General features: G+C 59.1%; 15 protein-coding genes. 8 read left to right on the top strand and 7 right to left on the bottom strand.

Annotation, left to right across the window (positions count from 1 at the left end; all coding sequences use genetic code 11):
- Positions 1-60: 60 nt before the first annotated feature.
- Genes GTU76_RS01195 through GTU76_RS01175 form a run of 5 tightly spaced genes read left to right on the top strand, consistent with a single transcriptional unit; the run spans position 61 to position 6,611 of the window.
- Entirely contained in the window at positions 61-3,558 is a 3,498-nt protein-coding gene (locus tag GTU76_RS01195) for a response regulator (protein ID WP_180697883.1), read from the top strand.
- Positions 3,558-4,391, top strand: a complete 834-nt coding sequence (locus GTU76_RS01190) for a CheR family methyltransferase (protein WP_095120878.1) — start codon at positions 3,558-3,560, stop codon at positions 4,389-4,391. The genes GTU76_RS01195 and GTU76_RS01190 overlap by 1 nt, the downstream gene beginning before the upstream one ends.
- The gene (locus GTU76_RS01185; RefSeq protein ID WP_016987304.1) at positions 4,388-4,981 is read left to right on the top strand and encodes a chemotaxis protein CheB; all 594 of its coding nucleotides are present in this window, start codon (positions 4,388-4,390) and stop codon (positions 4,979-4,981) included. Before GTU76_RS01190 ends, GTU76_RS01185 begins: the two co-directional genes overlap by 4 nt.
- Positions 4,975-6,189, top strand: a complete 1,215-nt coding sequence (locus GTU76_RS01180) for a hybrid sensor histidine kinase/response regulator (RefSeq protein WP_016987303.1) — start codon at positions 4,975-4,977, stop codon at positions 6,187-6,189. The genes GTU76_RS01185 and GTU76_RS01180 overlap by 7 nt, the downstream gene beginning before the upstream one ends.
- Before the next feature lie 44 nt (positions 6,190-6,233).
- A complete protein-coding gene (locus tag GTU76_RS01175; RefSeq protein ID WP_003225116.1) occupies positions 6,234-6,611 on the top strand; it encodes a response regulator in 378 nt (125 codons plus the stop codon).
- A gap of 37 nt (positions 6,612-6,648) precedes the next feature.
- Here GTU76_RS01175 and GTU76_RS01170 read toward each other — a convergent pair whose 3' ends face one another.
- The 4 genes from GTU76_RS01170 to GTU76_RS01155 all read right to left on the bottom strand — a co-directional run bounded on the left by GTU76_RS01170 (position 6,649) and on the right by GTU76_RS01155 (position 12,468).
- Positions 6,649-7,563: a halovibrin HvnA gene (locus tag GTU76_RS01170; protein ID WP_175554407.1), complete on the bottom strand. Its 915-nt coding sequence runs from the start codon at positions 7,561-7,563 to the stop codon at positions 6,649-6,651.
- 548 nt (positions 7,564-8,111) lie between these two features.
- On the bottom strand, positions 8,112-9,782 hold the full coding sequence (locus GTU76_RS01165; protein WP_180697882.1) for an ATP-binding protein: 1,671 nt from the start codon (positions 9,780-9,782) through the stop codon (positions 8,112-8,114).
- Complete coding sequence (locus GTU76_RS01160) at positions 9,779-11,281, bottom strand: ATPase domain-containing protein (protein ID WP_016987301.1); 1,503 nt, start codon at positions 11,279-11,281, stop codon at positions 9,779-9,781. The genes GTU76_RS01165 and GTU76_RS01160 overlap by 4 nt, the downstream gene beginning before the upstream one ends.
- Before the next feature lie 131 nt (positions 11,282-11,412).
- A complete protein-coding gene (locus GTU76_RS01155; protein ID WP_016987300.1) occupies positions 11,413-12,468 on the bottom strand; it encodes a tetratricopeptide repeat protein in 1,056 nt (351 codons plus the stop codon).
- A gap of 171 nt (positions 12,469-12,639) precedes the next feature.
- Between GTU76_RS01155 and GTU76_RS01150 the strand changes: the two genes are divergently transcribed.
- The 3 genes from GTU76_RS01150 to GTU76_RS01140 are packed head-to-tail and all read left to right on the top strand — an operon-like array spanning position 12,640 to position 15,914.
- Positions 12,640-14,775, top strand: a complete 2,136-nt coding sequence (locus GTU76_RS01150; protein WP_016987299.1) for an FUSC family protein — start codon at positions 12,640-12,642, stop codon at positions 14,773-14,775.
- Positions 14,765-14,965, top strand: coding sequence for a DUF1656 domain-containing protein (locus GTU76_RS01145; protein ID WP_016987298.1), 201 nt, complete (start codon positions 14,765-14,767; stop codon positions 14,963-14,965). Before GTU76_RS01150 ends, GTU76_RS01145 begins: the two co-directional genes overlap by 11 nt.
- A 4-nt stretch (positions 14,966-14,969) precedes the next feature.
- Positions 14,970-15,914, top strand: coding sequence for an HlyD family secretion protein (locus GTU76_RS01140; RefSeq protein ID WP_016987297.1), 945 nt, complete (start codon positions 14,970-14,972; stop codon positions 15,912-15,914).
- Between the two features lie 127 nt (positions 15,915-16,041).
- Here the strand turns inward: GTU76_RS01140 and GTU76_RS01135 are convergent, their stop codons facing one another.
- The 3 genes from GTU76_RS01135 to mexE are packed head-to-tail and all read right to left on the bottom strand — an operon-like array spanning position 16,042 to position 21,908.
- Positions 16,042-17,463, bottom strand: a complete 1,422-nt coding sequence (locus tag GTU76_RS01135) for an efflux transporter outer membrane subunit (RefSeq protein ID WP_180697881.1) — start codon at positions 17,461-17,463, stop codon at positions 16,042-16,044.
- Entirely contained in the window at positions 17,460-20,639 is a 3,180-nt protein-coding gene (locus tag GTU76_RS01130; RefSeq protein ID WP_016987295.1) for an efflux RND transporter permease subunit, read from the bottom strand. The genes GTU76_RS01135 and GTU76_RS01130 overlap by 4 nt, the downstream gene beginning before the upstream one ends.
- Before the next feature lie 15 nt (positions 20,640-20,654).
- Positions 20,655-21,908, bottom strand: coding sequence for a multidrug efflux RND transporter periplasmic adaptor subunit MexE (gene mexE / locus GTU76_RS01125; protein ID WP_175554401.1), 1,254 nt, complete (start codon positions 21,906-21,908; stop codon positions 20,655-20,657).
- Positions 21,909-21,949: the final 41 nt, after the last annotated feature.

Below are 21,949 nucleotides of genomic sequence, written 5' to 3'. Positions count from 1 at the left end.
ATCCATACCACCGTTTTGGGGCAAACTCTCGGGTTTTCAACAGTTCGACAAGGCTGCCCCATGTCCTCTCCGTCTACGGTTGATGAGCAACGGTTTCGCAAACTCCTGAGTCGCAACATCAGTCTGCCCTTGGGCGTCGGTGTACTCAGTGCCGTGTTCTTCGTGTCGCTGATCACTTATCTGCTGTCGGTTATCCAGTGGGTGGAGCACACCGACCGGGTGATCAATAACGCCAATGAAGCGGTGAAGCTCACCGTGGACCTGGAAACCGGCATGCGTGGTTTTCTGCTCAGCGGCGACGAGCACTTCCTCGACCCTTACGAGACCGCCAAGCCGCGTATCACCGTGGCGCTCAATACCTTGCTCGAACTGACTGCCGACAATCCGGTGCAAACCGATCGTCTGCGCCGCCTCCAGGCCTTGCAGACCGAGTGGGCCAATTACGCGCAATCGATGATCGATCTGCAGCGATCCAGCGGCGATTACCGCGGCGCGGTCAAGGCCGGGCGTGGCAAGCGCCTGACGGACGAAATCCGCAAGCAATTCGAAGACGTTATCGAGACCGAGCAGGTCTTGCGCACGACGCGCAATGAAGAGGTGCGCCGCACCACAATCTGGAGCATCAGCCTTTACCTCCTGTTCATCGCCGGTATCAGTGGTTTGCTGGCTTATATTGGCCGACGTGATCTGGTCAATCTGTCGACCAACTACGGCGCCAATCTTGCTGCACAACAAGCCAGTGCCGAGCGTCTTGAGCAGCAGGCGTGGTTGCGCAATGGTCAGACCGAACTGGCCGAGCAGGTGCTGGGGCAACTGACGCTGAATCTGTTGGGGCGCAATATTCTGCAATTCTGTGCGCAATACCTCGGCACCGCCGTAGCCGCGCTTTACGTGCGTGAAGAGCACGGCGGTCTCAAGCGTGTGGCGACTTATGGCTTCTCCCGCGAGCAGGAAGAGCAGGAGCAGTCGATCTACAGCGGTGAGGGGATCGTCGGGCAGGTGGCGCAACAGGCGCGGCTGATTCGTCTGGATTCGGTGCCGTCGGACTACTTCAAAGTCAGCTCGGGGCTGGGCGAAGGCTTGCCGCACAGTGTGCTGGTGGTGCCGACCAGCGATGACGATCGGGTCAATGGCGTGATCGAGCTGGGCTTCCTGCGTCCACTCAATGATCGCGATATCGAATTGCTGGAGCTGATTGCCGCGAACATCGGCACGTCCATCGAGGCTGCGCGCTACCGTCAGCGCCTGCAGGAAGTGTTGGCCGAAACCCAGCAGCTCAACGAAGAGTTGCAGGTGCAGCAGGAAGAGCTGAAAACCGCCAACGAAGAGCTGGAAGAACAATCGCGGATTCTCAAGGAGTCCCAGGCGCATCTGGAGACCCAGCAAGTCGAACTGGAGCAGACCAACGAGCAGCTGGCCGAACAGGCGCAGACCCTGGCCGAGCAACGCGACGCCATGGATCTGAAAAACACCGAACTGAATCAGGCTCAGGTGCAGCTCGAAGAGCGCGCCGAAGAGCTGCAGCGCTCAAGCAAGTACAAGTCCGAATTCCTCGCCAACATGTCCCACGAACTGCGCACGCCACTGAACAGCTCGCTGATTCTGGCCAAGTTGCTGGCGGAAAACCCGCAGGACAATCTCAGCGCCGAGCAGGTCAAGTTCGCCGAGTCGATCTACTCCGCCGGCAACGATCTGCTCAACTTGATCAACGACATCCTCGATATCTCCAAGGTCGAGGCCGGCAAGCTTGAAGTGATTCCGGAAACCACCAGCGTCGCGCGTCTGGCCGATGGCCTGCGCAGCGTGTTCGAACCGCTGGCGGCGGACAAACGCCTGACATTCACCGTCGCCTTGCAATCGGACGCGCCGACTACGCTGTTCACCGACCGCCAGCGCCTGGAACAGGTGATCAAGAACTTGCTGTCCAACGCCCTCAAGTTCACCGAACAAGGCGCGGTCAGCCTGACGATCAGCGGTCAGCCCAACGATCGCATCGCGTTCATCGTGCGTGATTCGGGTATCGGCATTGCCGCCGATCAGCAGGAAAGCATCTTCGAGGCGTTCCGCCAGGCTGACGGCACCACCAACCGCAAGTACGGCGGCACCGGGCTCGGCCTGTCGATCTCCAGGGATCTGGCGACCTTGCTGGGCGGTTCCATCAGCGTCAGCAGTGTGCCGGGGCAGGGCAGTGTGTTCACGCTGGTGTTGCCGCAGCAGTACAACGAGCTCAGCGATGTATCGAGCGCCCCGTTGACCTTCACCCCGCCAGCACCAGCGGTGACCGCGCCCGTTGCACCTGCTGTTTCGGTTTCGCCGTTGGCGCCGGTGCACATTCCGCGTTTCGCCGATGACCGTGACAAGGCACCCTTCGCCACTCGCTGCATCCTGGTGGTGGAGGACGAGCCTAACTTTGCGCACATCCTCTACGATCTGGCGCATGAGCTCGGTTATCAGTGTCTGGTTGCCCATGGTGCCGATGAAGGTTACGACCTGGCTCGCGAGTACGTGCCGGACGCGATCCTGCTCGACATGCGCCTGCCGGATCACTCCGGTCTGACCGTATTGCAACGCTTGAAGGAACACGCCGAAACCCGCCACATCCCTGTGCATGTGATTTCGGTTGAGGACCGCGTCGAAGCGGCGATGCACATGGGGGCTATTGGCTATGCGGTCAAACCGACTACCCGCGAAGAACTCAAGGATGTGTTTGCCCGTCTGGAAGCCAAACTGACCCAGAAGGTCAAGCGAGTGTTGTTGGTCGAGGACGACGATCTGCAGCGCGAGAGCATCGCTCGGCTGATCGGTGACGAAGACATCGAGATCACCGCCGTGGGCCTGGCGCAAGACGCCCTGAATTTGCTGCGCACGACGATTTTCGACTGCATGGTCATCGACCTTAAGCTGCCGGACATGCTTGGCAATGAACTGCTCAAGCGCATGTCCACCGAAGACATCTGCTCTTTCCCGCCAGTCATCGTCTATACCGGTCGTAACCTGACGCGCGATGAAGAGGCAGACCTGCGCAAATACTCGCGTTCGATCATCATCAAGGGCGCACGGTCGCCGGAACGTCTGCTCGATGAGGTCACACTCTTTTTGCACAAAGTCGAATCGCAGTTGTCCCATGAACGGCAGAAGATGCTCAAGACCGCGCGCAGCCGCGACAAGGTCTTCGAGGGTCGCAAAGTGCTGCTGGTCGATGACGATGTGCGCAACATTTTCGCTTTGACCAGTGCCCTTGAAACCAAAGGTGCGGTCGTGGTGATCGGCCGTAACGGCCGTGAAGCGATTGAGAAGTTGAACGAAGTCGAGGACATCGATCTGGTGTTGATGGACGTGATGATGCCGGAAATGGACGGTTTCGAAGCCACCATTGAAATCCGCAAGGATCCGCGCTGGCGCAAATTGCCGATCATTGCCGTGACGGCCAAGGCCATGAAGGACGATCAGGAGCGTTGCCTGCAGGCGGGCGCCAATGATTACCTGGCCAAGCCCATCGACCTGGATCGCCTGTTCTCGCTGATTCGCGTGTGGTTACCTAAGATGGAACGCATTTAGTGGAACGCAGTCACTCCGTGGAACGAAACAGCGAAATCGAATTGCGGCTGTTGATCGAGGCAATCTACCTCAAGTACAGCTACGATTTTCGCGATTACTCAGGCGCTTCGATCAAGCGCCGGGTGCAACACGCGTTGAGCCAATTCGAGTGCGCGACCATTTCGGCGTTGCAGGAAAAAGTCCTGCATGACCCGACTGCGTTCATGCAATTGCTGCAGTTGTTGACGATTCCGGTCAGCGAGATGTTTCGCGACCCGTCGCACTTTCTGGCGATTCGCAAGGAAGTGGTGCCGCTGCTCAGGACCTATCCGTCGATCAAGATCTGGATCGCCGGATGCAGCACCGGCGAGGAGGTCTATTCGATGGCGATTCTGCTGCGCGAAGAAGGCCTGCTTGATCGCACGATCATTTACGCTACGGACATCAATCCACGCTCGCTGGACAAGGCCAAGCAAGGGATTTTCTCGATGGAGAACGTCCGTGCCTATACCGCCAACTACCAGCAGGCCGGGGGGCAGTGTTCATTTGCCGACTACTACACCGCCGCTTATGGTTACGCGATTTTCGACAAGAGCCTGTGCGAAAACGTGACGTTCGCTGATCACAGCCTGGCCACCGACAGTGTGTTCTCGGAAACCCAATTGATTTCTTGCCGCAACGTGTTGATCTACTTCAACAAGAAACTTCAGGATCGAGCGTTCGGGCTGTTCCATGAATCGCTTTGCCATCGCGGTTTTCTGGTGCTGGGTAGCAAAGAGACGCTGGATTTTTCCAGCTACGCCAACCAGTTCGAGCCCTTGGTGAAACAAGAACGGATCTACCGCAAATCATGAACGACACCACGGATCTGCCTCGAATCGAGGCTATTGTGGTCGGTGCTTCGGCCGGTGGTGTCGAAGCATTGATGAATCTGCTTGGCCCTTTGCGCAAGGGGTTTGTGTTGCCGATCATCATCGTGCTGCACTTGCCTGAAGAGCGCCGCAGCCAATTGGCCGAGGTGTTTGCCCGGCGTCTGCTGCTGCCGGTGCAAGAGGCGACGGACAAACAGGACATCGAGGCCGGTACGGTGTATTTCGCCACCCCCGGTTATCACCTGTCCGTGGAACAGGATCGCAGTCTGTCCTTGAGCCTTGAGGACCGCCTTCATCATTCCCGGCCATCGATCGATTATCTCTTCGAATCCGCCGCCGATGTCTACGGAACCAGGCTGGCGGCCGTGTTGCTGACGGGTGCCAATCACGATGGCGCGCGCGGGCTGGCCCAGGTCAAACGCCACGGCGGGCTGACCATCGTGCAAGACCCCGAAGACGCTCAGGTCGCCACCATGCCTCTGGCCGCGCTGAAAATTCAGCCGCCGGATCATGTCTTACCCATTCACGGCATCGGCCGTCTGCTAGTCGAGCTGGAACGAATCGCATGCTGAGTAATATCCAGGCAAAACTGCTGATCGTCGACGATCTGCCCGAGAACCTGCTGGCTCTCGAAGCCCTGATCAAACGCGAAGACCGCACTGTTTACAAGGCGCTGTCGGCGGACGAAGCCCTGTCGCTGCTGCTGCAACACGAGTTCGCCATGGCCATTCTCGACGTGCAGATGCCGGGCATGAACGGCTTCGAACTGGCGGAGTTGATGCGCGGCACCGAGAAAACCAAGAACATCCCGATCATTTTTGTCAGCGCCGCCGGCCGTGAACTGAACTACGCGTTCAAAGGTTACGAAAGCGGCGCGGTGGATTTCCTGCACAAGCCGCTGGATATCCACGCGGTAAAGAGCAAGGTCAACGTGTTTGTCGACCTGTACCGCCAGAGCAAAGCCATGAAGCAACAGGTTGAAGCCCTGGAGCAGGCCCGGCGTGAGCAGGAAGCACTGCTGCAACGGTTGCAGAGCACCCAGCTTGAACTTGAGCAAGCGGTGCGGATGCGCGATGACTTCATGTCAATCGTCGCTCACGAAGTGCGCACGCCGCTCAACGGCCTGATACTTGAAACCCAATTGCGCAAGATGCACCTGGCGCGGGACAACGCCGCAGCGTTCACCCTCGACAAAATGCACGCCATGGTCGATCGCGATGAGCGGCAGATCAAGAGCCTGATCCGGCTGATAGAGGACATGCTCGACGTGTCGCGGATCCGCACCGGCAAGCTGTCGATCCGTCCGAGCCGTTTTGATCTGGTGCAGTTGGTGAGCAATCTGCTGCAGAACTTCGCGCAGCAGATTGAGGCAGCGGAAACCACTGTTTCCTTCGAAGCGGAGCATCCTGTGGAGGGTTGCTGGGATGAGTTCCGCATCGAACAGGTCATTTCCAATCTGTTGACCAATGCCTTGCGTTACGGTGGCAGAAGCCCGATTCAGGTGCGCGTCTACCGTCAGGGCAACCAGGCACGGGTCGAGGTTCAGGATCACGGAATCGGCATCAGTGAAGAGAACCAGAAGCGCATTTTCCAACAGTTCGAACGGGTCTCCGCCAAGACGGTAGTGGCCGGCCTCGGACTGGGTCTGTTCATTTCCGAGCAGATCGTCACCGCCCATGGCGGTTCCATCGTCGTCGAGAGTCAAATCAACGAGGGCGCCCTGTTTCGCGTTTGTCTGCCGGTCGAGGAAAACGGCACATCCGACGCAACCTCTGAGTGACCACACGGTCGTATCAGCAGCTATTGACCGAACAAAGGCTTCCCATGAGTGTAGATGCGCAAGATGTAGTACTCGTCGTCGAAGACGAACCGGTTATCTTGATGGTTCTGACAGATTACCTGTCGGGCCAGGGCTATCGCGTGCTGCAGGCCGAAAACGGCGAGCAGGCCTTCGAAATTCTCGCGAGCAAGCCACATCTGGACATGTTGATCACCGACTTTCGCTTGCCCGGCGGTATTTCCGGCGTGCAGATCGCCGAACCTGCGGTAAAGCTGCGTCCTGATCTGAAGGTGATTTTCATCAGCGGTTACCCGCAGGAAATCCGTGAGACGGGCAGCCCGATTACGCGCAAGGCACCGATTCTGGAAAAACCGTTCGATCTGGATGTGTTGCAGGAAAAGATTCAGGAGTTGCTGGCCTGAGCCATGCGTCGGCGCAAGGCCGACGCCCGTCGGTTGGTTATTTGACCTGGTCTGCGGGGTTATAGGTGAACTGCGCATCGGCAGCAGGTGTAGTCGGTAGCGTCAGTTTAATGATCGGCATAACGCTTCCACCGGTTTTGTTGAAGTAGTCACGTTGATCGTGCTGAGCACCGGAAAGGCCTCCCTCTACATAAAAGAATGCTTGCAGGGGTAGCTCTTTTGGAATGTCTTGGGGCCAGGTTTTAAGAATGATTTCCACGTAATCATGAACACCGGCAAAAAAGCCTACCTCGTTATGAGCGTTCATCGTGTGGCGGAATGAAGGCCCCGCTTGAGAGTTCATGGCATCGCTCACGTCAAAGCCACACATGTTGTAGCCCATCTTGTACTGATTCCAGCGCGCTACCCAGAGTGCAGAGTTGCGAATGCCTACGGTAAGACAAGGACCGCTGCCCGTAGTATCCAGGCGGTGCGGGCCGCAACCGGCGGCTGTTCGGTTGTTGGTGCCTCCATCCATCGGAAAAGCACAGAGCACTTCTACTTGCCTTGTGCCAGATGGACGATTGAGTACGGGATAAAAGATCAGCCCGTTCTTGTAGCCGTAGACTTTGGTGAATTTCGAATCCTTACTCAAGTAAGAAAACGAAACCCCGCCACTTTTCACCGAGGCGGGACTGGGATTCCAGCTGGAGTACGCATCCGAAGCCGAAGTGGCTCTTAGCATGACACCCCGACACAAGAATGCGGGCTTCGAATCCGTACCGCAGTTACCTCGCGTATCATTATATTGACGGGTCAGATCGGTGGCTGCGATTGCGCCATTCCGGGGGGCGTTTGATGCGACCGTCATCCCGATGTTTTCTCCGGCTGATGGTTGCTCTGTATCCGGCGTTTCACGCATCTGACAGGCTGATAAAAAAACCATCAATATCAACGCAAGGTATTTCCTCATAATGACCTTTCCTCTATCTGGCAGCGGTTACTTGACCTGATCTGCCGAGTTTTAAACGAACTGCGCATCTGCTCTGGAAGTACGAGGAAGATTGATCTTGAAAGTCGCAAATGACCTTGCCCGCCTCGAGTCCTTAATGGACGCGGGCCTGGAATTGGCACCCAGTACCGAGCATCCTTGGGGGGATTCAAACAGCACGCGGGGGGAATTGATAGCTGTCAGAGTTGACAGGTGACGGGGAGGGGAAAGCGGCTTATTTTAAGCGGTTTGCAATCGGTGCCAGGGATTTTCACAGTAGCCGGGGATCCTTGTAGGAACCTCTCTAGGCTGCAAACGCTGATCTTCTCATTGAGCGATCACAGCGCCGCAGTAGCTCGCGGAAAAGTTCAGGGTTTGTCGGCCTTGAAACACGTTTTTCCGGAGCTCAACCTTTAATCCAACTTGCTGGCAGCCCAACGGCGAATAACTCGAAGTCAGCGTAAAGCCGCTGCAAATTTCCCGTTGATGCAGGTGGCATGACCTGTTGGCTACCCATGGTGAACATCAGGTCAGCCGCGGATCATCTCCCGCACCTTGGCGGTCAACAGGTCAAAAGTGAATGGTTTGGTGATCATCTGCATCCCTGAATCGAGGAAGCCGCCACGCACGGCCGCATGTTCGGCGTATCCGGTGATAAACAACACCTTCAAACCTGGCCGATATTGTCGACCAACCTCCGCTAGTTGCCTGCCGTTCATGCCCGGCAGGCCAACATCGCTGATCAGCAGATCAATGCGCTGCGTCGAGTTCAGAATCGGCACGGCGCTGTCGGCATCCCAGGCTTCGACAAAGGCATAGCCTAATTCACCGAGCACCGCGCAGACCAGCACGCGCACGGCCGGGTCGTCTTCGACGATCAGCACGGTTTCGCCGTCCAGCGCATCAGGTGCCTGCTGAATGTCGGCGTCGGGGCTTTCCAGTTCTTCACCGCGAAAACGTGGCAGGTAGAGTCTGACCGTGGTGCCCTCATCGATTTCACTGTCGATCGAGACATGCCCGCGGGACTGCTTGCTGAAGCCGTAGATCATCGACAGACCCAGCCCCGTGCCCTGGCCGATCGGTTTGGTGGTGAAGAAAGGGTCGAACGCACGATTGATGACACTCTGCGGCATGCCACAGCCGTTGTCGGTGACGCTGAGCATCACGTAATCACCGGGTTCGAGGTTGCTGTAGGCTTCAGTGAATTCGCGTTTGAGCACCTGATTGCTGGTCTCGACTACCAGTTTGCCGCCGTCGGGCATAGCGTCACGGGCATTGATCACCAGGTTGAGGAGGGCGCTTTCCAGTTGGTTGGGATCGGCCTCGGCCACCCATAATTTGTCGTTGAGGCGCATGTCCAGTTGAATGCTTTCGTTGAGGCTGCGCTGCAGCAGCTCACCCATGGACAGCACCAGTGTGTTCATCTGCACGGCTTTGGAGTCGAGCGACTGCCGCCGGGAAAACGCCAGCAAGCGATGGGTCAGGCCGGCGGCGCGATTAGCCGAGGTCACGCCCAGATCGATCAGGCTGTCGAGATCATCCGTGCGCCCTCGGGCCAGGCGCCGACGCAACAATTCCAGGCTGCCGATGATGCCGGTGAGCATATTGTTGAAGTCGTGGGCGATGCCGCCGGTGAGTTGGCCGACCGCTTCCATCTTCTGCGATTGGCGCAGCGCTTCTTCGTTATGGCGCAATTGCGCGGTGCGCTCCTCGACCTGTTGCTCAAGGGTTTCCAGGGTCGATTGCAGGCGCCGTTCGCTTTCACTCAAGTCGATCAGCCGGTCGCGGGCCTCGTACTGTCGTCGTCGGCCGCGCAATGCGGCAGAGACCATACTGACCAATGTCGCCGGATGAAACGGTCGTTCAAGGAAGGTCACGTTGCCCAGCAGATCGCTCAGGCGCGAGGAGGGGCCTTGTTCCTGACCACCGTGATGGGTCAACAGCACAATGGGCAGGTCCGACCAGGCTGGTTGCTGCTCCAGATGCAGGAACAACGCCTCCAGTTCCGGCCCGCGCAACGCTTCGGCGGCGACCAGCAGCAGACCGGCACCCAGCTCCAGTTCGGAACACAGCGATCCCAGACCGGGGGTGACCAGACCTCCGTAACCGGCCTCGTTGAGGATCATCAGCGCAATCTGGCTGTCGCGACCCACAGGCGCCAGAATCAGCGCCCGTTCGGCCAGCGGCACCTGCACCGTCACAGGTTTTCTTCCCGAAGCAACGGATTACTCGCGCCGAGGTAGGTGGGGACGCCACGCAGTACGCCCTGAAAGGCTTCCAGTGGTTCGCCGATGGTCATGCCTTGTGTGGAAATACGGTATTCACGAATGGTCGATTCGTGGCTGCCGGTGCGTTTCTTGATGATCGAGATCGCGCGGCGGACTTTGCCCAGTGCTTCGAAGTAGCGCAACAGAATCACCGTGTCAGCCAGATAAGTAATGTCGACCGGCGCTTGCATGTCGCCAACCAGACCATGCTGGGCAACGGTCATGAAGGTCGCCGCGCCTTTGCGGTTCAGATACAGCAGCAGTTCGTGCATGTGCAGCACCAGCGCGTTTTCTTCCGGCATCGCGGCCTGATAGCCGTTGATGCTGTCGATGACTACGGTTTTGATTTGACCTTCATCGACGCAGCGTCGCACGCGATGAGAGAATTCGCCCGGTGACAGTTCGGCGGCGTCGACCTGCTCGATCAACAGATTACCGGTGGCTTGTAGCGCCTTGAGGTCGATGCCGATGTTGTTCATGCGCTCGAACAGCAGGCCCAACTCTTCATCGAAGATAAACAGCGCGGCTTTCTCGCCACGGAGCACGGCAGCGGCGGCGAAGATCATCGAGATCAGCGATTTACCGGTACCGGCAGGGCCGAGAATCAAGGTGCTTGAACCGGTCTCGATACCGCCGCCAAGCAGGGCGTCCATCTCCGGGATGCCGCTGGACAGTTGCAGGCGCGCGTAGTCGCCACGGTGTTCAGCCGCCACCAAGCGTGGGAACACATGCACGCCGTCGCCCATGATGGTGAAGTCGTGGAACCCGCCGCGATACTTTTGCCCACGGTATTTGACCACCCGCACGCGTCGCCGCTCGGCGCCGTAGTTGGGCGTCAGTTCTTCGAGACGAATTACCCCGTGAGCCACGCTGTGCACGGTTTTGTCGAGGGATTCGGTGGTCAGGTCGTCGAGCAGTAGCACCGTGGCGTTGTAGCGCACGAAGTAATGCTTGATGGCCAGAATCTGCCGGCGATAACGCAGAGAGCTTTGCGCGAGCAAACGAATCTCCGACAGACTGTCGAGCACTACACGCGTCGGCTTGAAGCGTTCGACCGCTTCGAAAATCTGCTTGGTGGCTTCGCCCAGTTCCAGGTCGGAGGAATACAGCAGGCTCTGCTGGTGTTCAGCATTGAGCAGACTTTCGGGGGGCGTCAGCTCGAAGATCTTGATGTTGTCATCCAGCGTCCAGCCGTGGGACAGCGCCCCTTGCCTTAGTTCGCGCTCGGTTTCCGAGAGCGTGATGTACAACGAGCGTTCGTCGGCTTTCGCGCCGGCCAGGAGAAAATGCAAAGCGACCGTGGTTTTGCCGGTTCCGGGCTCACCCTCCAGCAGGAAAACATGACCGCGAGACAAACCACCGGCCAGGATGTCATCCAGACCCACAATGCCGGTAGCGGCTTTCGCACTGATCAACTCGTTAGAAGTAGACAAAAAATGCCCTCTCATGACTAAGGGAAGCGAGGCCGCCAACTAATCGAGCGGCCTGAATAACTTGACCTTGCGCCGTGATGGCAGTTCCGAAATACCTTTCCGAATGTGTCAATTGAGCTGTCAAAACTGGCTCAGAGACCCTGCTGCAAGGCCGGATCATCCGGGTTGAGCTGTTCCAGCTGCGCCAACAGAATCTGCACGTTCTGCAATTGCCCGCTTTCTTTCCAGTAGTTGATCAGCAAAACCCGCGCCTTGCGGTCAGCGGGATGGCGCTGAACGATTTCCTGCAACTGGTTTTGCGCCGCTTCCAGTTCTTCGGCGCTGTGCAGGGTGGTAGCGAGGTCGTAGCGGTAATCCTTGTTATCGGGTTCCAGCTCGACGGCTTTGGACAAACCGAGCAGGGCATATTCGCGCTGATCGTGGTGCAACAGCCAAAGCCCCAGGGCATGTTGCAGATAGGCAGAGTCAGGTTGTGCCTTGAGTTGCCGGCCCAACAGTTGCCGGGCGGCATCGGTTTGGCCCTGGCGGTCGAGGACATCGATCTGCATCACCAGCGCCGGCAGATTGCCGGGCTCCAGGCGCAGGGTATTGTCGAGCGCGACCTGCGCCTCTTTGAGTTCGGCGTTGTGGATACGCAGCCGGGCCAGTTGCGCGTAGTTGGCAGCGCTTTCCGGTTGTGCCTTGAGCGTTTGTTCCCAACCGTCGATCGCTTGTTGCAGCGGAGCGAAGTAAAGGCCCAGTTCATCCGGAGTCAAGCCGAGGAGGGCATTGATCGCGGCAAAGCGCACGGTTTGATCTTCATCATCGAGCATCGGTCCGAGCAACAGGCTGCGTTGTCCGCCCGGCACCAGTCCCACCACACTTTTTATCGCCGCCAGGCGCACGGCGGGGGCTTCGTTTTGCAGGTCGGTGTCGGCCAGTTTCAACGCTTGCGGGCTCGGGTAATTGGGCAGCTCACCGTGCAGCCACACGCGGCGCTTGACCGAAATGTCCGGCCGGCCCAGTTGCTGATACAACTGACGCGCCGCGCCCGGTTGCCCCTTGCGGGCAGCATCCAGCGCTTCGCTATAACCGTGCTTGATCGCATCGGGTATGACCGGGACGGTGCTGCGCACCGACAACCAGGCCACGACGATGACAAGCACAAGGCCCAGGCTGATAAGCAGGTAGCGGCGAGACTGAGGCATGCAGGTTTCCGAAACAGGCGTACTTGAGCAGAGCGGCAAGCTTCGGTCAGCTCGGGCCACGAGTCAAACCCTGTGCATGCGAATCGCCCTACAAGTTGCGTCGACTCAGTTACCCGTCAGGCTTTCGATGCAGTGTCTACGCTTGCAGAAGTCGTTTCGTTGAGTGTGCCCATGCAAGCCCTGTTCATTTACTTCAAGACGGTGATTCATCCGAGTCAGGCCGTTCTGCTGTTTGCCCTGCGCACCATTGCGGCGGGATTGTTGACGCTGTACCTGGCATTTCTGTTCGATCTCGATCAGCCCAAATGGTCGATCATGGCGGTGGTGATTGTCAGCCAGCCATTGGCCGGGATGGCACTGGCGCGCAGTTTCGGCCAGGTCATCGGCACGACCCTCGGTGCGGTGGTGGCGGTGTTGATCATGGCCATTTTTCCTCAGGCACCGCTGCCTTTCATTACCACCCTGGCACTGTGGCTGGCGCTGTGTACGGCAGGCGGCACGTTGTTGCGTTACACCAGCTCGCAAGCGTTTGTGCTCAGTGGTTACACCGCTGTGGTCGTGGCGTTATTGGCGATTCCGGATCAGGACGGTACCTTTCTATTGGCCGTTACCCGCGTTACCGAAACCTTGCTGGCGGTGGCGTGCGTCTGCGTGGTGAGTCTGCTCACGGCGCGGCCGGAAGCAGTGGCCAAAGGGTACTTCGCCAAGGTCGATCAAGTGATCAAGCTGGCTGCCAGCCATGCCGCTGCGGTGCTGCGCACGGAGGAAAGCGAAGCGGACTTTCAGCGTAGGCAAATGCAGTTGCTTGGGGAAATAAGTGCCTTGGAGGGCCTGCGCCGGCATCTGTATTTTGATGCGCCACGTCTGCGCAGTGCCAACAATCTGGTGCTGTTGCTGGGTAATCAATTGATGTTGCTGACGTCGCGGTTGACCGCTTTGCGTCATCAGCGCGAGTTGCTCACCGTGCGCTGGGAAGGCGATCTGCCGCAGAACATCCAGCAACTGCGTGCCGAGGAATTGACCTTGCTCGACCAGTTGGCGCAACAAGGCCGGTCGCTACCTGCCGAGGCGCGACATCAGTTCATTACGCTCCAGCAACAGTTCGAAGCGCTGGCTTATCAGGCCGAACAGCTTACCGAAGACATGAGCGCCACCCTGCGTTCGCTGGCGTGGGCATTGCGCTGGGAGCAGGCGCGGCTGTTGCACCAGTTGGAGCAGATACTGGAACTGAGCGACGCCATTCAGGATGGCCGCGAAGCCAGTTGCCTCTATCGCGGTCAGGCCAGTCCGCTGCACCTGGATTTCACGTTGGCCACGATGAACGCCATCCGCGCCTTTACCGCGTTGCTGGTCGCCGGATTGATCTGGATCGAAACGGCGTGGGATGGCGCACGGGGCGGGATGATTCTGGTGGGAATCCTCTGCTCGCTGATGGCGACGTTTCCGCGTCCGCTGATGGCCGCGCAGAGTTACGCACGCGGTCTGGGGCTGGCGCTGGTGGTCTCGGCGGTCTATCAATTCATGCTGGTGCCGGCAATCAGTGATTTCGAATGGTTGGCATTGTTGCTGGCGCCGTTGCTGTACGTGATCGCGATCGGTCTGGCGAGCCCGGCGACGGCGGGCATTGGCATGGGGCTGGGCTTGTCGAGTTTCCTCATGCTCGGCCCGCAGAATATCGGCACTGGCCAGAACACGGCGATTCAATGGTTCGAGTTTGCCGGCGCCTATGTCAGTGCGGCAATGCTCGCCTTGATCGTCTATGCATGGATTTTCCCGTTTCGCCCGGCATGGCGTCTTCGCCGCTTGTATAACGAAGCGCGCGAGCAGGTGTATGGATTGACCAAAACCCCGGCGACCGATGAACAACAGTTTGCCTTTGAAAGCCGCATGGTCGATCGCCTGACCAGCATGCTCGGCCTGCTGCCGGCGCTGAACAGCCGTGCCATGCAGCAACTCTATGAAATAAGCCTGGCGTGCGTGGCACTGGGTGTGGCGATGCACCAGTTGCGGCAGCAGGCGCACAACAATGCGCTACTGACAGATGCTTTCACTCAGCGTCTGGTTTCGGCCGTGCACAAGACCGGGCGCTTTGTCGCCGGGCGGCAGGATGTGCAACTGACGCCGTTGTTGGCCACCCTGCACATATTGGGCGACGAACTGGATGAACTGCACGTCGCCAGCCATGAACATGTCTGGTCGCTGTTTCGCATGCGTGTGGCACTGTTGATCGTCGTGTCATTTTTGCAGCGCCACGGTGATGCTATCCAGCGCGCCGTCCCGGAAGGAGAAGCAGCCCTTGCCCATTGATTTCGAGATTGGCGGTGTCTACCTGCCGCCCATTGCCCAGGCGTTACTGTTGGCCATACCGATTTTTATGGTGCTGGACTGGGGACTGCGGCGTCTTGGCGTTCTGCGTCTGGTCTGGCATGAAGCGCTGTTCGAAGGCGCGTTATATGCCTGCGTCTGTGCCACGCTGATTTTGCTGATGGGAGCCTGATGCTTTGAAAGTGCTATTCACACGATTGATCACATTGGCGGTGGTGCTGCTGGCGATCGTGCTCGGCTGGTTTGCCTGGGAGCATTACACCCGTGCGCCGTGGACTCGCGATGCGCGGGTCAGAGCCGATGTGGTGACGCTGTCGGCGGACGTCTCGGGGCGCATTGTCAGCCTGGCGGTGCAGGACAACCAACATGTCGACAAGGGGCAACTGCTGCTGGAAATCGATCCGGCGCGCTATAGCCTGGCGGTGGAGCACGCGCGACGGTCGGTGGAGGTCGCGAAGGCAACGCTGGGCCAGTCACAAGCCTCCATTGTTGCCAGTGAAGCCTTGCTCAAGCAGCGGCAAAGTGAAGAACGCCGACGGCGTACGCTCAAGCAGGGGTTTGCGATTTCTGGCGAAGAGTGGGAAAAATCCAGTACCGATGTGGCCGTGGCCCAGGCGGACGTGTTGCGCAATCAGGCCAATCTCGGTCTTGCCGAGGCCAATGTGCAGTTGGCGATTGCCGCATTGACCCAGGCTGAACTGGATTTGCAGCGCACCCGCGTCGAGTCGCCAGTCAGCGGTTATGTGACCAACCTCCTGACCCGTGAGGGTGACTACGCGGTGAGCGGCGGCGCTTTGCTGGCGCTGGTCGACAGCGACTCGTTCTACATCAGTGGTTACTTCGAAGAAACCAAACTGCCGCGTATTGGCGAGGGCGATCGGGTACGGGTGCAATTGATGAGCGGGGAGACCTTCGGCGGCAGGGTGCAGAGCATTGCCTTCGCCATTGCCGACCGCGAAAACGCGCCGGGCAGCCGGCTACTGGCCAACATCAACCCGAGTTACACCTGGGTGAAACTGGCGCAGCGAGTGCCGGTGCGGATCGATATCGACGGCGACTACGCCGGCAAAAACCGCCTGCGAGCGGGCACCACAGCGACCGTCACCGTGCTGGAAAACTGATCCCTGCGGCAGCTCCTACAGAAGAGGGTGTGATTTTCGAGGCATAAAAAAGCCCCGCGACCGAATGATACGCGGGGCAAAAAATTTGGTTGGTTGCGGCCAACCAAAGGAGCTCTTTAACAATCGATTACTTGCTGGCAACAGTCTCCGGTTGCCAGCCGCCGCCAAGGGCCTTGTAGATCGCGACAATGCCGCGATACAGGTCGACTTCAGCCTGGGCCTGACTGTCTTCGGCATTCAGCCGTTCACGCTGGGCGTCGAGCAGCACGAGGAAGTCAGTCGTGCCTTCGCGATAGCGGATTTCAGCCAGGTCGGCAGCCTTGCGACTTGATTCGCTCTGACGAATCAGCGAGATCAGGCGCTGCTGACGCTTGCCGTAATCACTGAAGGCGTTTTCCGACTCTTCCAGGGCCAGCAGCACTTGTTGCTCGTAAGTCGCCAGTGCGCCTTCGGCATCAGCATCGGCGCCGCGCAAACGGGCGCGCACACTGCCAAGGTCGAACGCTGCCCAAGTGATGCTCGGGCCGAGTGCCCAGGCGTTAGCCGCCGAGGAACCAATCTGCGAACCACGCCCGGCCGTCCAGCCGAGGAAACCGCTGAGGCTGACCCGTGGGAACAGATCCGCTTTCGCCACGCCGATGCGCGCTGTGGCCGAAGCCAGGTTGCGTTCCGCGCTGAGGATGTCCGGACGACGTTGCAGCAGTTCGCCCGGATCACCGATCGGCAAGGCCTTGGCAATTGCCGGCAAGTCTTTTGGACTCAGATCGACGGTCAGCTTGTCCGGACGCTCGCCCAAGAGGGTCGCGATACGGTTTTTCTGCCGAACCTGTTCTGCCTGCAATTGCGGCACGCTGGCTTCGACTGAGGCCAGACGGGCATCGGCACGTTCGACATCGAGCTGATCGCCAACACCGGCATCTCGCAGGCTGATGGTGATCTTGCGCGACTCCTGCTGGTTGTTCAGGTTGGCCACGGCGATCTTCTCGCGCAGCTGAGCACCACGCAGTTGACCGTAAGCGTCGACCAGTTCGGCAATCATGGTGACTTGCAGTTGGTACAGATCGGCTTCGGCTGCTTGCTGGTCGGCGTCGCTGGCTTCCAGATTGCGCTGGATGCGCCCGAACAGGTCAAGCTCCCAGGCCATGTCCAGACCGAGGTCATAGCGTTCGCTATTGACCCGGTTAGTGGTCTGGCCGGGGATTTGCCCCTTGGCCAGGTCACTGCTGGCGCGGCTGGTGATGGTCGGCATCGCATCGTTGCTGGCGTCGTCGCGGATCGCCCGGGCGGCTTTCCAGCGGGCGAACGCCACGCGCAGTTCACGGTTGCCTTGCAGCGATTGGGTCACCAACTGGTTGAGGGTCGGATCGTCGAATTGCTGCCACCAGATGCCTTCGAATTTCGAACGGTCGAAGTTCTTTTGCCCGGCGGCGCCATCGGTGACGGCCCTGATGTTGGCCGCCTCCGTGGCTGGGGTCTTGTAGTCGGGGCCGACAGCGCAGGCGCTGAGGGCCAGCACCAGCAGACTCGGCAGGAAGACTTTCAGACTCATTGTTGCGCCTCCAGTTTCAGAGCTTTGGCCGCTTTGCGGGCTTCGCCGCGTTCGACAAAGTTACGGATCAGTACGTAGAACACTGGTGTCAGCAACAGACCGAAGAAGGTCACCCCGAGCATCCCGGAGAACACCGCCACACCCATGGCGTGACGCATCTCGGCACCGGCACCGCTGGAGAACACCAGTGGCACCACACCCATGATGAACGCGAAGGAGGTCATCAGGATCGGACGCAGACGCAGACGGCAAGCTTCGAGAACCGCAGCGAGCGGGTCGAGGCCTTCTTCCTGTTTGTCCTTGGCGAACTCGACGATCAGAATCGCGTTCTTACAGGCAAGTCCCACCAGTACGATCAAGCCGATCTGGGTGAAGATGTTGTTGTCACCGCCCGAGATGATCACGCCGGTGATGGCCGACAGCAGGGTCATCGGTACGATCAGGATCACCGCCAGTGGCAGACTCCAGCTTTCGTATTGAGCGGCCAGTACCAGGAACGCCAGCAATACGCAGAGCGGGAACACGAACAGCGCGGTGTTGCCGGACAAAATCTGCTGGTAGGTCAGGTCGGTCCACTCGTAGGTCATGCCGTTCGGCAGTTCATCCTTCAGCAGTTTCTCGATGGCTTTTTCCGCCTGGCCGGAGCTGTAGCCCGGGGCAGCCGCGCCGTTGATTTCTGCGGTGATGAAGCCGTTGTAGTGCATCACGCGATCCGGGCCCGAGGTGTCGCTGACCTTGATGAAGGTCGCCAGCGGGATCATTTCGCCTTTGTTGTTGCGTACTTTCAGCTGACCGATCTGGTCGGATTCGAGGCGGAACTGTTGTTCGGCCTGAACGTTGACCTGATAGGTACGCCCGAAGCGGTTGAAGTCGTTGGCATACAGCGAACCCAGGTAGATCTGCAGGGTGTCGAAGATGTCGCTGACAGCCACGCCGTGGGTCTTGGCTTTTTCACGGTCGATGGCGGCATCGACCTGTGGCACGTTCACCGTGTAGCTGGTGAACAGCCCGGCCAGTTCCGGCACGCTGTGGCTCTTGTTGATGATGTTCATGGTTTCTTTGTACAGCTCGTCGTAGCCCAGGTTGCCCCGGTCTTCGATTTGCAGGCGGAAACCACCAATGGTGCCCAGACCTTGTACCGGCGGTGGCGGGAAGATCGCCATGTACGCCTCTTGAATGTTCGCGTACTGGCCGTTCAAGGCCCCGGCAATCGCACCGGCGGACATGCTCGGATCTTTACGCTCATCAAACGGTTTCAGGGTCACAAACACGATGCCGGCGTTCGGGCTGTTGGTGAAGCCGTTGATCGACAGGCCCGGGAACGCTACGGCGCTTTCCACGCCTGGCTGTTTCAGCGCCAGGTCGGACATGCGCTTGATCACGTCTTCGGTGCGATCCAGGCTCGAAGCGTCCGGCAGTTGTGCGAAAGCCACCAGGTATTGCTTGTCCTGGCCGGGTACGAAACCGGTCGGCGTGCTGGAGAAACCGAAGAAGGTCAGCACCATCAGGCCTGCGTACAACAGCAGGGCGATGCCGCTGCCACGGATAACCCGGCGCACGGTGCCGACATAGCCATGGCTGGCACGGTCGAAGAAACGGTTGAACGGACGGAACAACCAGCCACCGAAAATCTTGTCGAGCACTTTGGAGAAGCGGTCTTTCGGCGCGTCGTGGCTTTTCAGCAATACAGCGGCCAGTGCTGGCGACAGGGTCAGCGAGTTGAACGCCGAGATCACGGTCGAGATCGCGATGGTCAGTGCGAACTGTTTGTAGAACTGCCCGGTGAGGCCGGAGATGAACGCCGCCGGAATGAACACCGCACACAGCACCAGCGCCGTCGCAACGATCGGGCCGGTCACTTCACGCATCGCCCGTTTGGTGGCTTCGACCGGTGTGAGTCCGAGTTCAATGTTCCGTTCAACGTTCTCCACCACCACGATGGCGTCGTCCACCACGATACCGATGGCCAGTACCAGGCCGAATAGCGACAGCGCGTTCAGCGAGAAGCCGAACAGGTGCATCACCGCAAACGTACCGATCAACGATACCGGCACCGCCACCAACGGAATGATCGAGGCGCGCCAGGTTTGCAGGAACAGGATCACCACCAGTACCACGAGGATCAGTGCTTCGAAGAGGGTGTGAACCACCGCTTCGATTGAGCCGCGCACGAAGATCGTCGGGTCATAGACGATGCTGTAATCCATGCCTTGCGGGAAGTTTTTCTTCAACTCGTCCATCTTGCCGCGAACTTCGTTCGAGATGTCGATGGCATTGGAACCTGGGCGCTGGAAGATCGGGATGGCCACCGCCGGTTGGTTGTCCAGCAACGAGCGCAGGGCGTATTGACTGGAGCCGAGTTCAACGCGAGCGATGTCTTTGAGACGAGTGATCTCACCATTGTCGCCTGCGCGAATGATGATGTTCTCGAACTCTTCCTCGCTGACCAGACGGCCCTGCGTGTTGACCGACAGCTGGAAGCTCTGGGCATTCGGGGCAGGGGGCGCACCCAATTGACCGGCCGCGACCTGACGGTTCTGCTCACGAATCGCCGTGACCACATCGGTCGCGGTCAGATTGCGCGAAGCGGTCTTGTTCGGATCGAGCCAGACCCGCAGCGAGTAATCGCCCATACCAAACAACTGCACATCACCAACACCGTTCAGGCGAGCGAGCTCATCCTTGATGTTGAGGATCGCGTAGTTCGACAGATAGAGCATGTCGTAGCGTTTGTCCGGCGAGGTCAAGTGCACAACCATGGTCAAGTCAGGCGATGCCTTGTCGACGGTGATACCGATGCGCGTTACTTCCTCGGGAAGTTTCGGTTCGGTACGGGTCACCCGGTTCTGCACCTGCACCTGCGCGTTGTCCAGGTCAGTGCCCAGGGCGAAGGTAATGGTCAGGGTGATCTTGCCGTCGGCGGTCGACTGCGAGGACATGTACAGCATGTTCTCGACGCCGGTGATGGCTTGCTCCAGCGGAGCGGCCACGGTTTCACCGATGACTTTGGGGTTGGCGCCCGGGAAGTTGGCACGCACCACCACGGTCGGTGGCACGACTTCCGGGTATTCGCTGATCGGTAGCTGGAACAGCGAGATCGCACCGGCGATCAGGATCAGCAGCGAAAGCACCGCTGCGAAGATCGGCCGTGAAATGAAGAATTGGGAAAAATTCATCGGAGTTGTCGTCCCTTAACCGCGTGGGGTCGTAGCAGCCAGCTTCACAACCGATCCCGACGCGCCTTTGGCAGGGGCGACTTTGGGCAGGTTGCTGGCTTCCAGCGCTTGACGTTGTTGAGCGAGTGCCGCGATGGTCTGTTCGCTGGCCATCGGGATCACTTCAGGGGTGACCGGTGAACCAGGACGAACCCGTTGCAGACCCTTGACGATGATCGTGTCGTCCTTGTTCAGGCCGGTACGGACGATGCGCAGGCCTTCGATTTTCGGACCCAGTTCGACGGCGCGGTACGCGGTTTTGTTGTCCGCATCCATGACCAGTACAAATTTCTTGCCGAGGTCGGTGCCGACGGCTTCGTCGTTGATCAGCATGGCGTTATAGGTGCCACTGCCGACCAGTTTCAGGCGTGCGTACAGGCCCGGGGTGTAGGTGCCGTCGCGGTTGTCGAACACCGCGCGACCACGGATGGTGCCGGTTTTCGGGTTGACCTGGTTGTCGACGAAGTTCATCTGACCGAGGTGCGGGTTGCCGTCTTCATTGGACAGGCCCATGTACACCGGAGTAGTGGCGCCGCGCTGACCGTTGCGGGCCAGTTGGGTGTATTTGAGGAACACACGCTCGTCGGCATCAAAGTAGGCGTAGACGCGGTCGGTGGAAACCACACTGGTCAGCGGGGTGGTGTCGGCGGTCACCAGGTTACCGGCGGTGATCTCGGCACGGCTGACACGGCCACTGATTGGCGCGGTGACACGGGTGAAGCTCAGGTTCAGTTTGGCCAGATCCAGTTGCGCTTGCAGGGCACCGACGGCGGCGCGAGCTTCTTGTGCAGCGCTGGTACGCGAGTCGGCCAGTTCGGCGGAAATGGCGTTGCTGGCGCGCAGACGTTCACCACGACCCGCTTCGTTTTCACTGCGGGTGGCGTTGGCGCGGGATTGGGCTACGAGTGCTTCGAGGCGGCGCACCTCAGCCTGGAACGGACGTGGGTCGATCTGGAACAGCAGGTCGCCTTTCTTGACCAGCGCACCTTCGGTGAAAGCTACCTCGTCGATCTGGCCGGAGACCCGTGGACGGATTTCAACGGTTTCCGGCGCTTCGAGGCGCCCGGTGAATTCGTCCCACTCGTTGACCGGTTGTTCGATCACCTTGGCCACGCTGACTTTGGCAGCAGGCTGGGTGGCGGCAGTCTCCGGAGTCTTGCCGCAGGCGCTCATCACCAGGATGGCCAGCATGGCCAACGGGAAGCGCAAATGTTTGAGTGACTGTTCCATGGATGCATCCGCCAATGTATTGAAGATGGGCGGATGATGCT

The organism is Pseudomonas crudilactis, from assembly GCF_013433315.1.
Taxonomy (GTDB): Bacteria; Pseudomonadota; Gammaproteobacteria; order Pseudomonadales; family Pseudomonadaceae; genus Aquipseudomonas; species Aquipseudomonas crudilactis.
The sequence above is the reverse complement of the archived record's forward strand: the minus strand, read 5'-3'. Positions and strand labels throughout refer to the sequence as shown.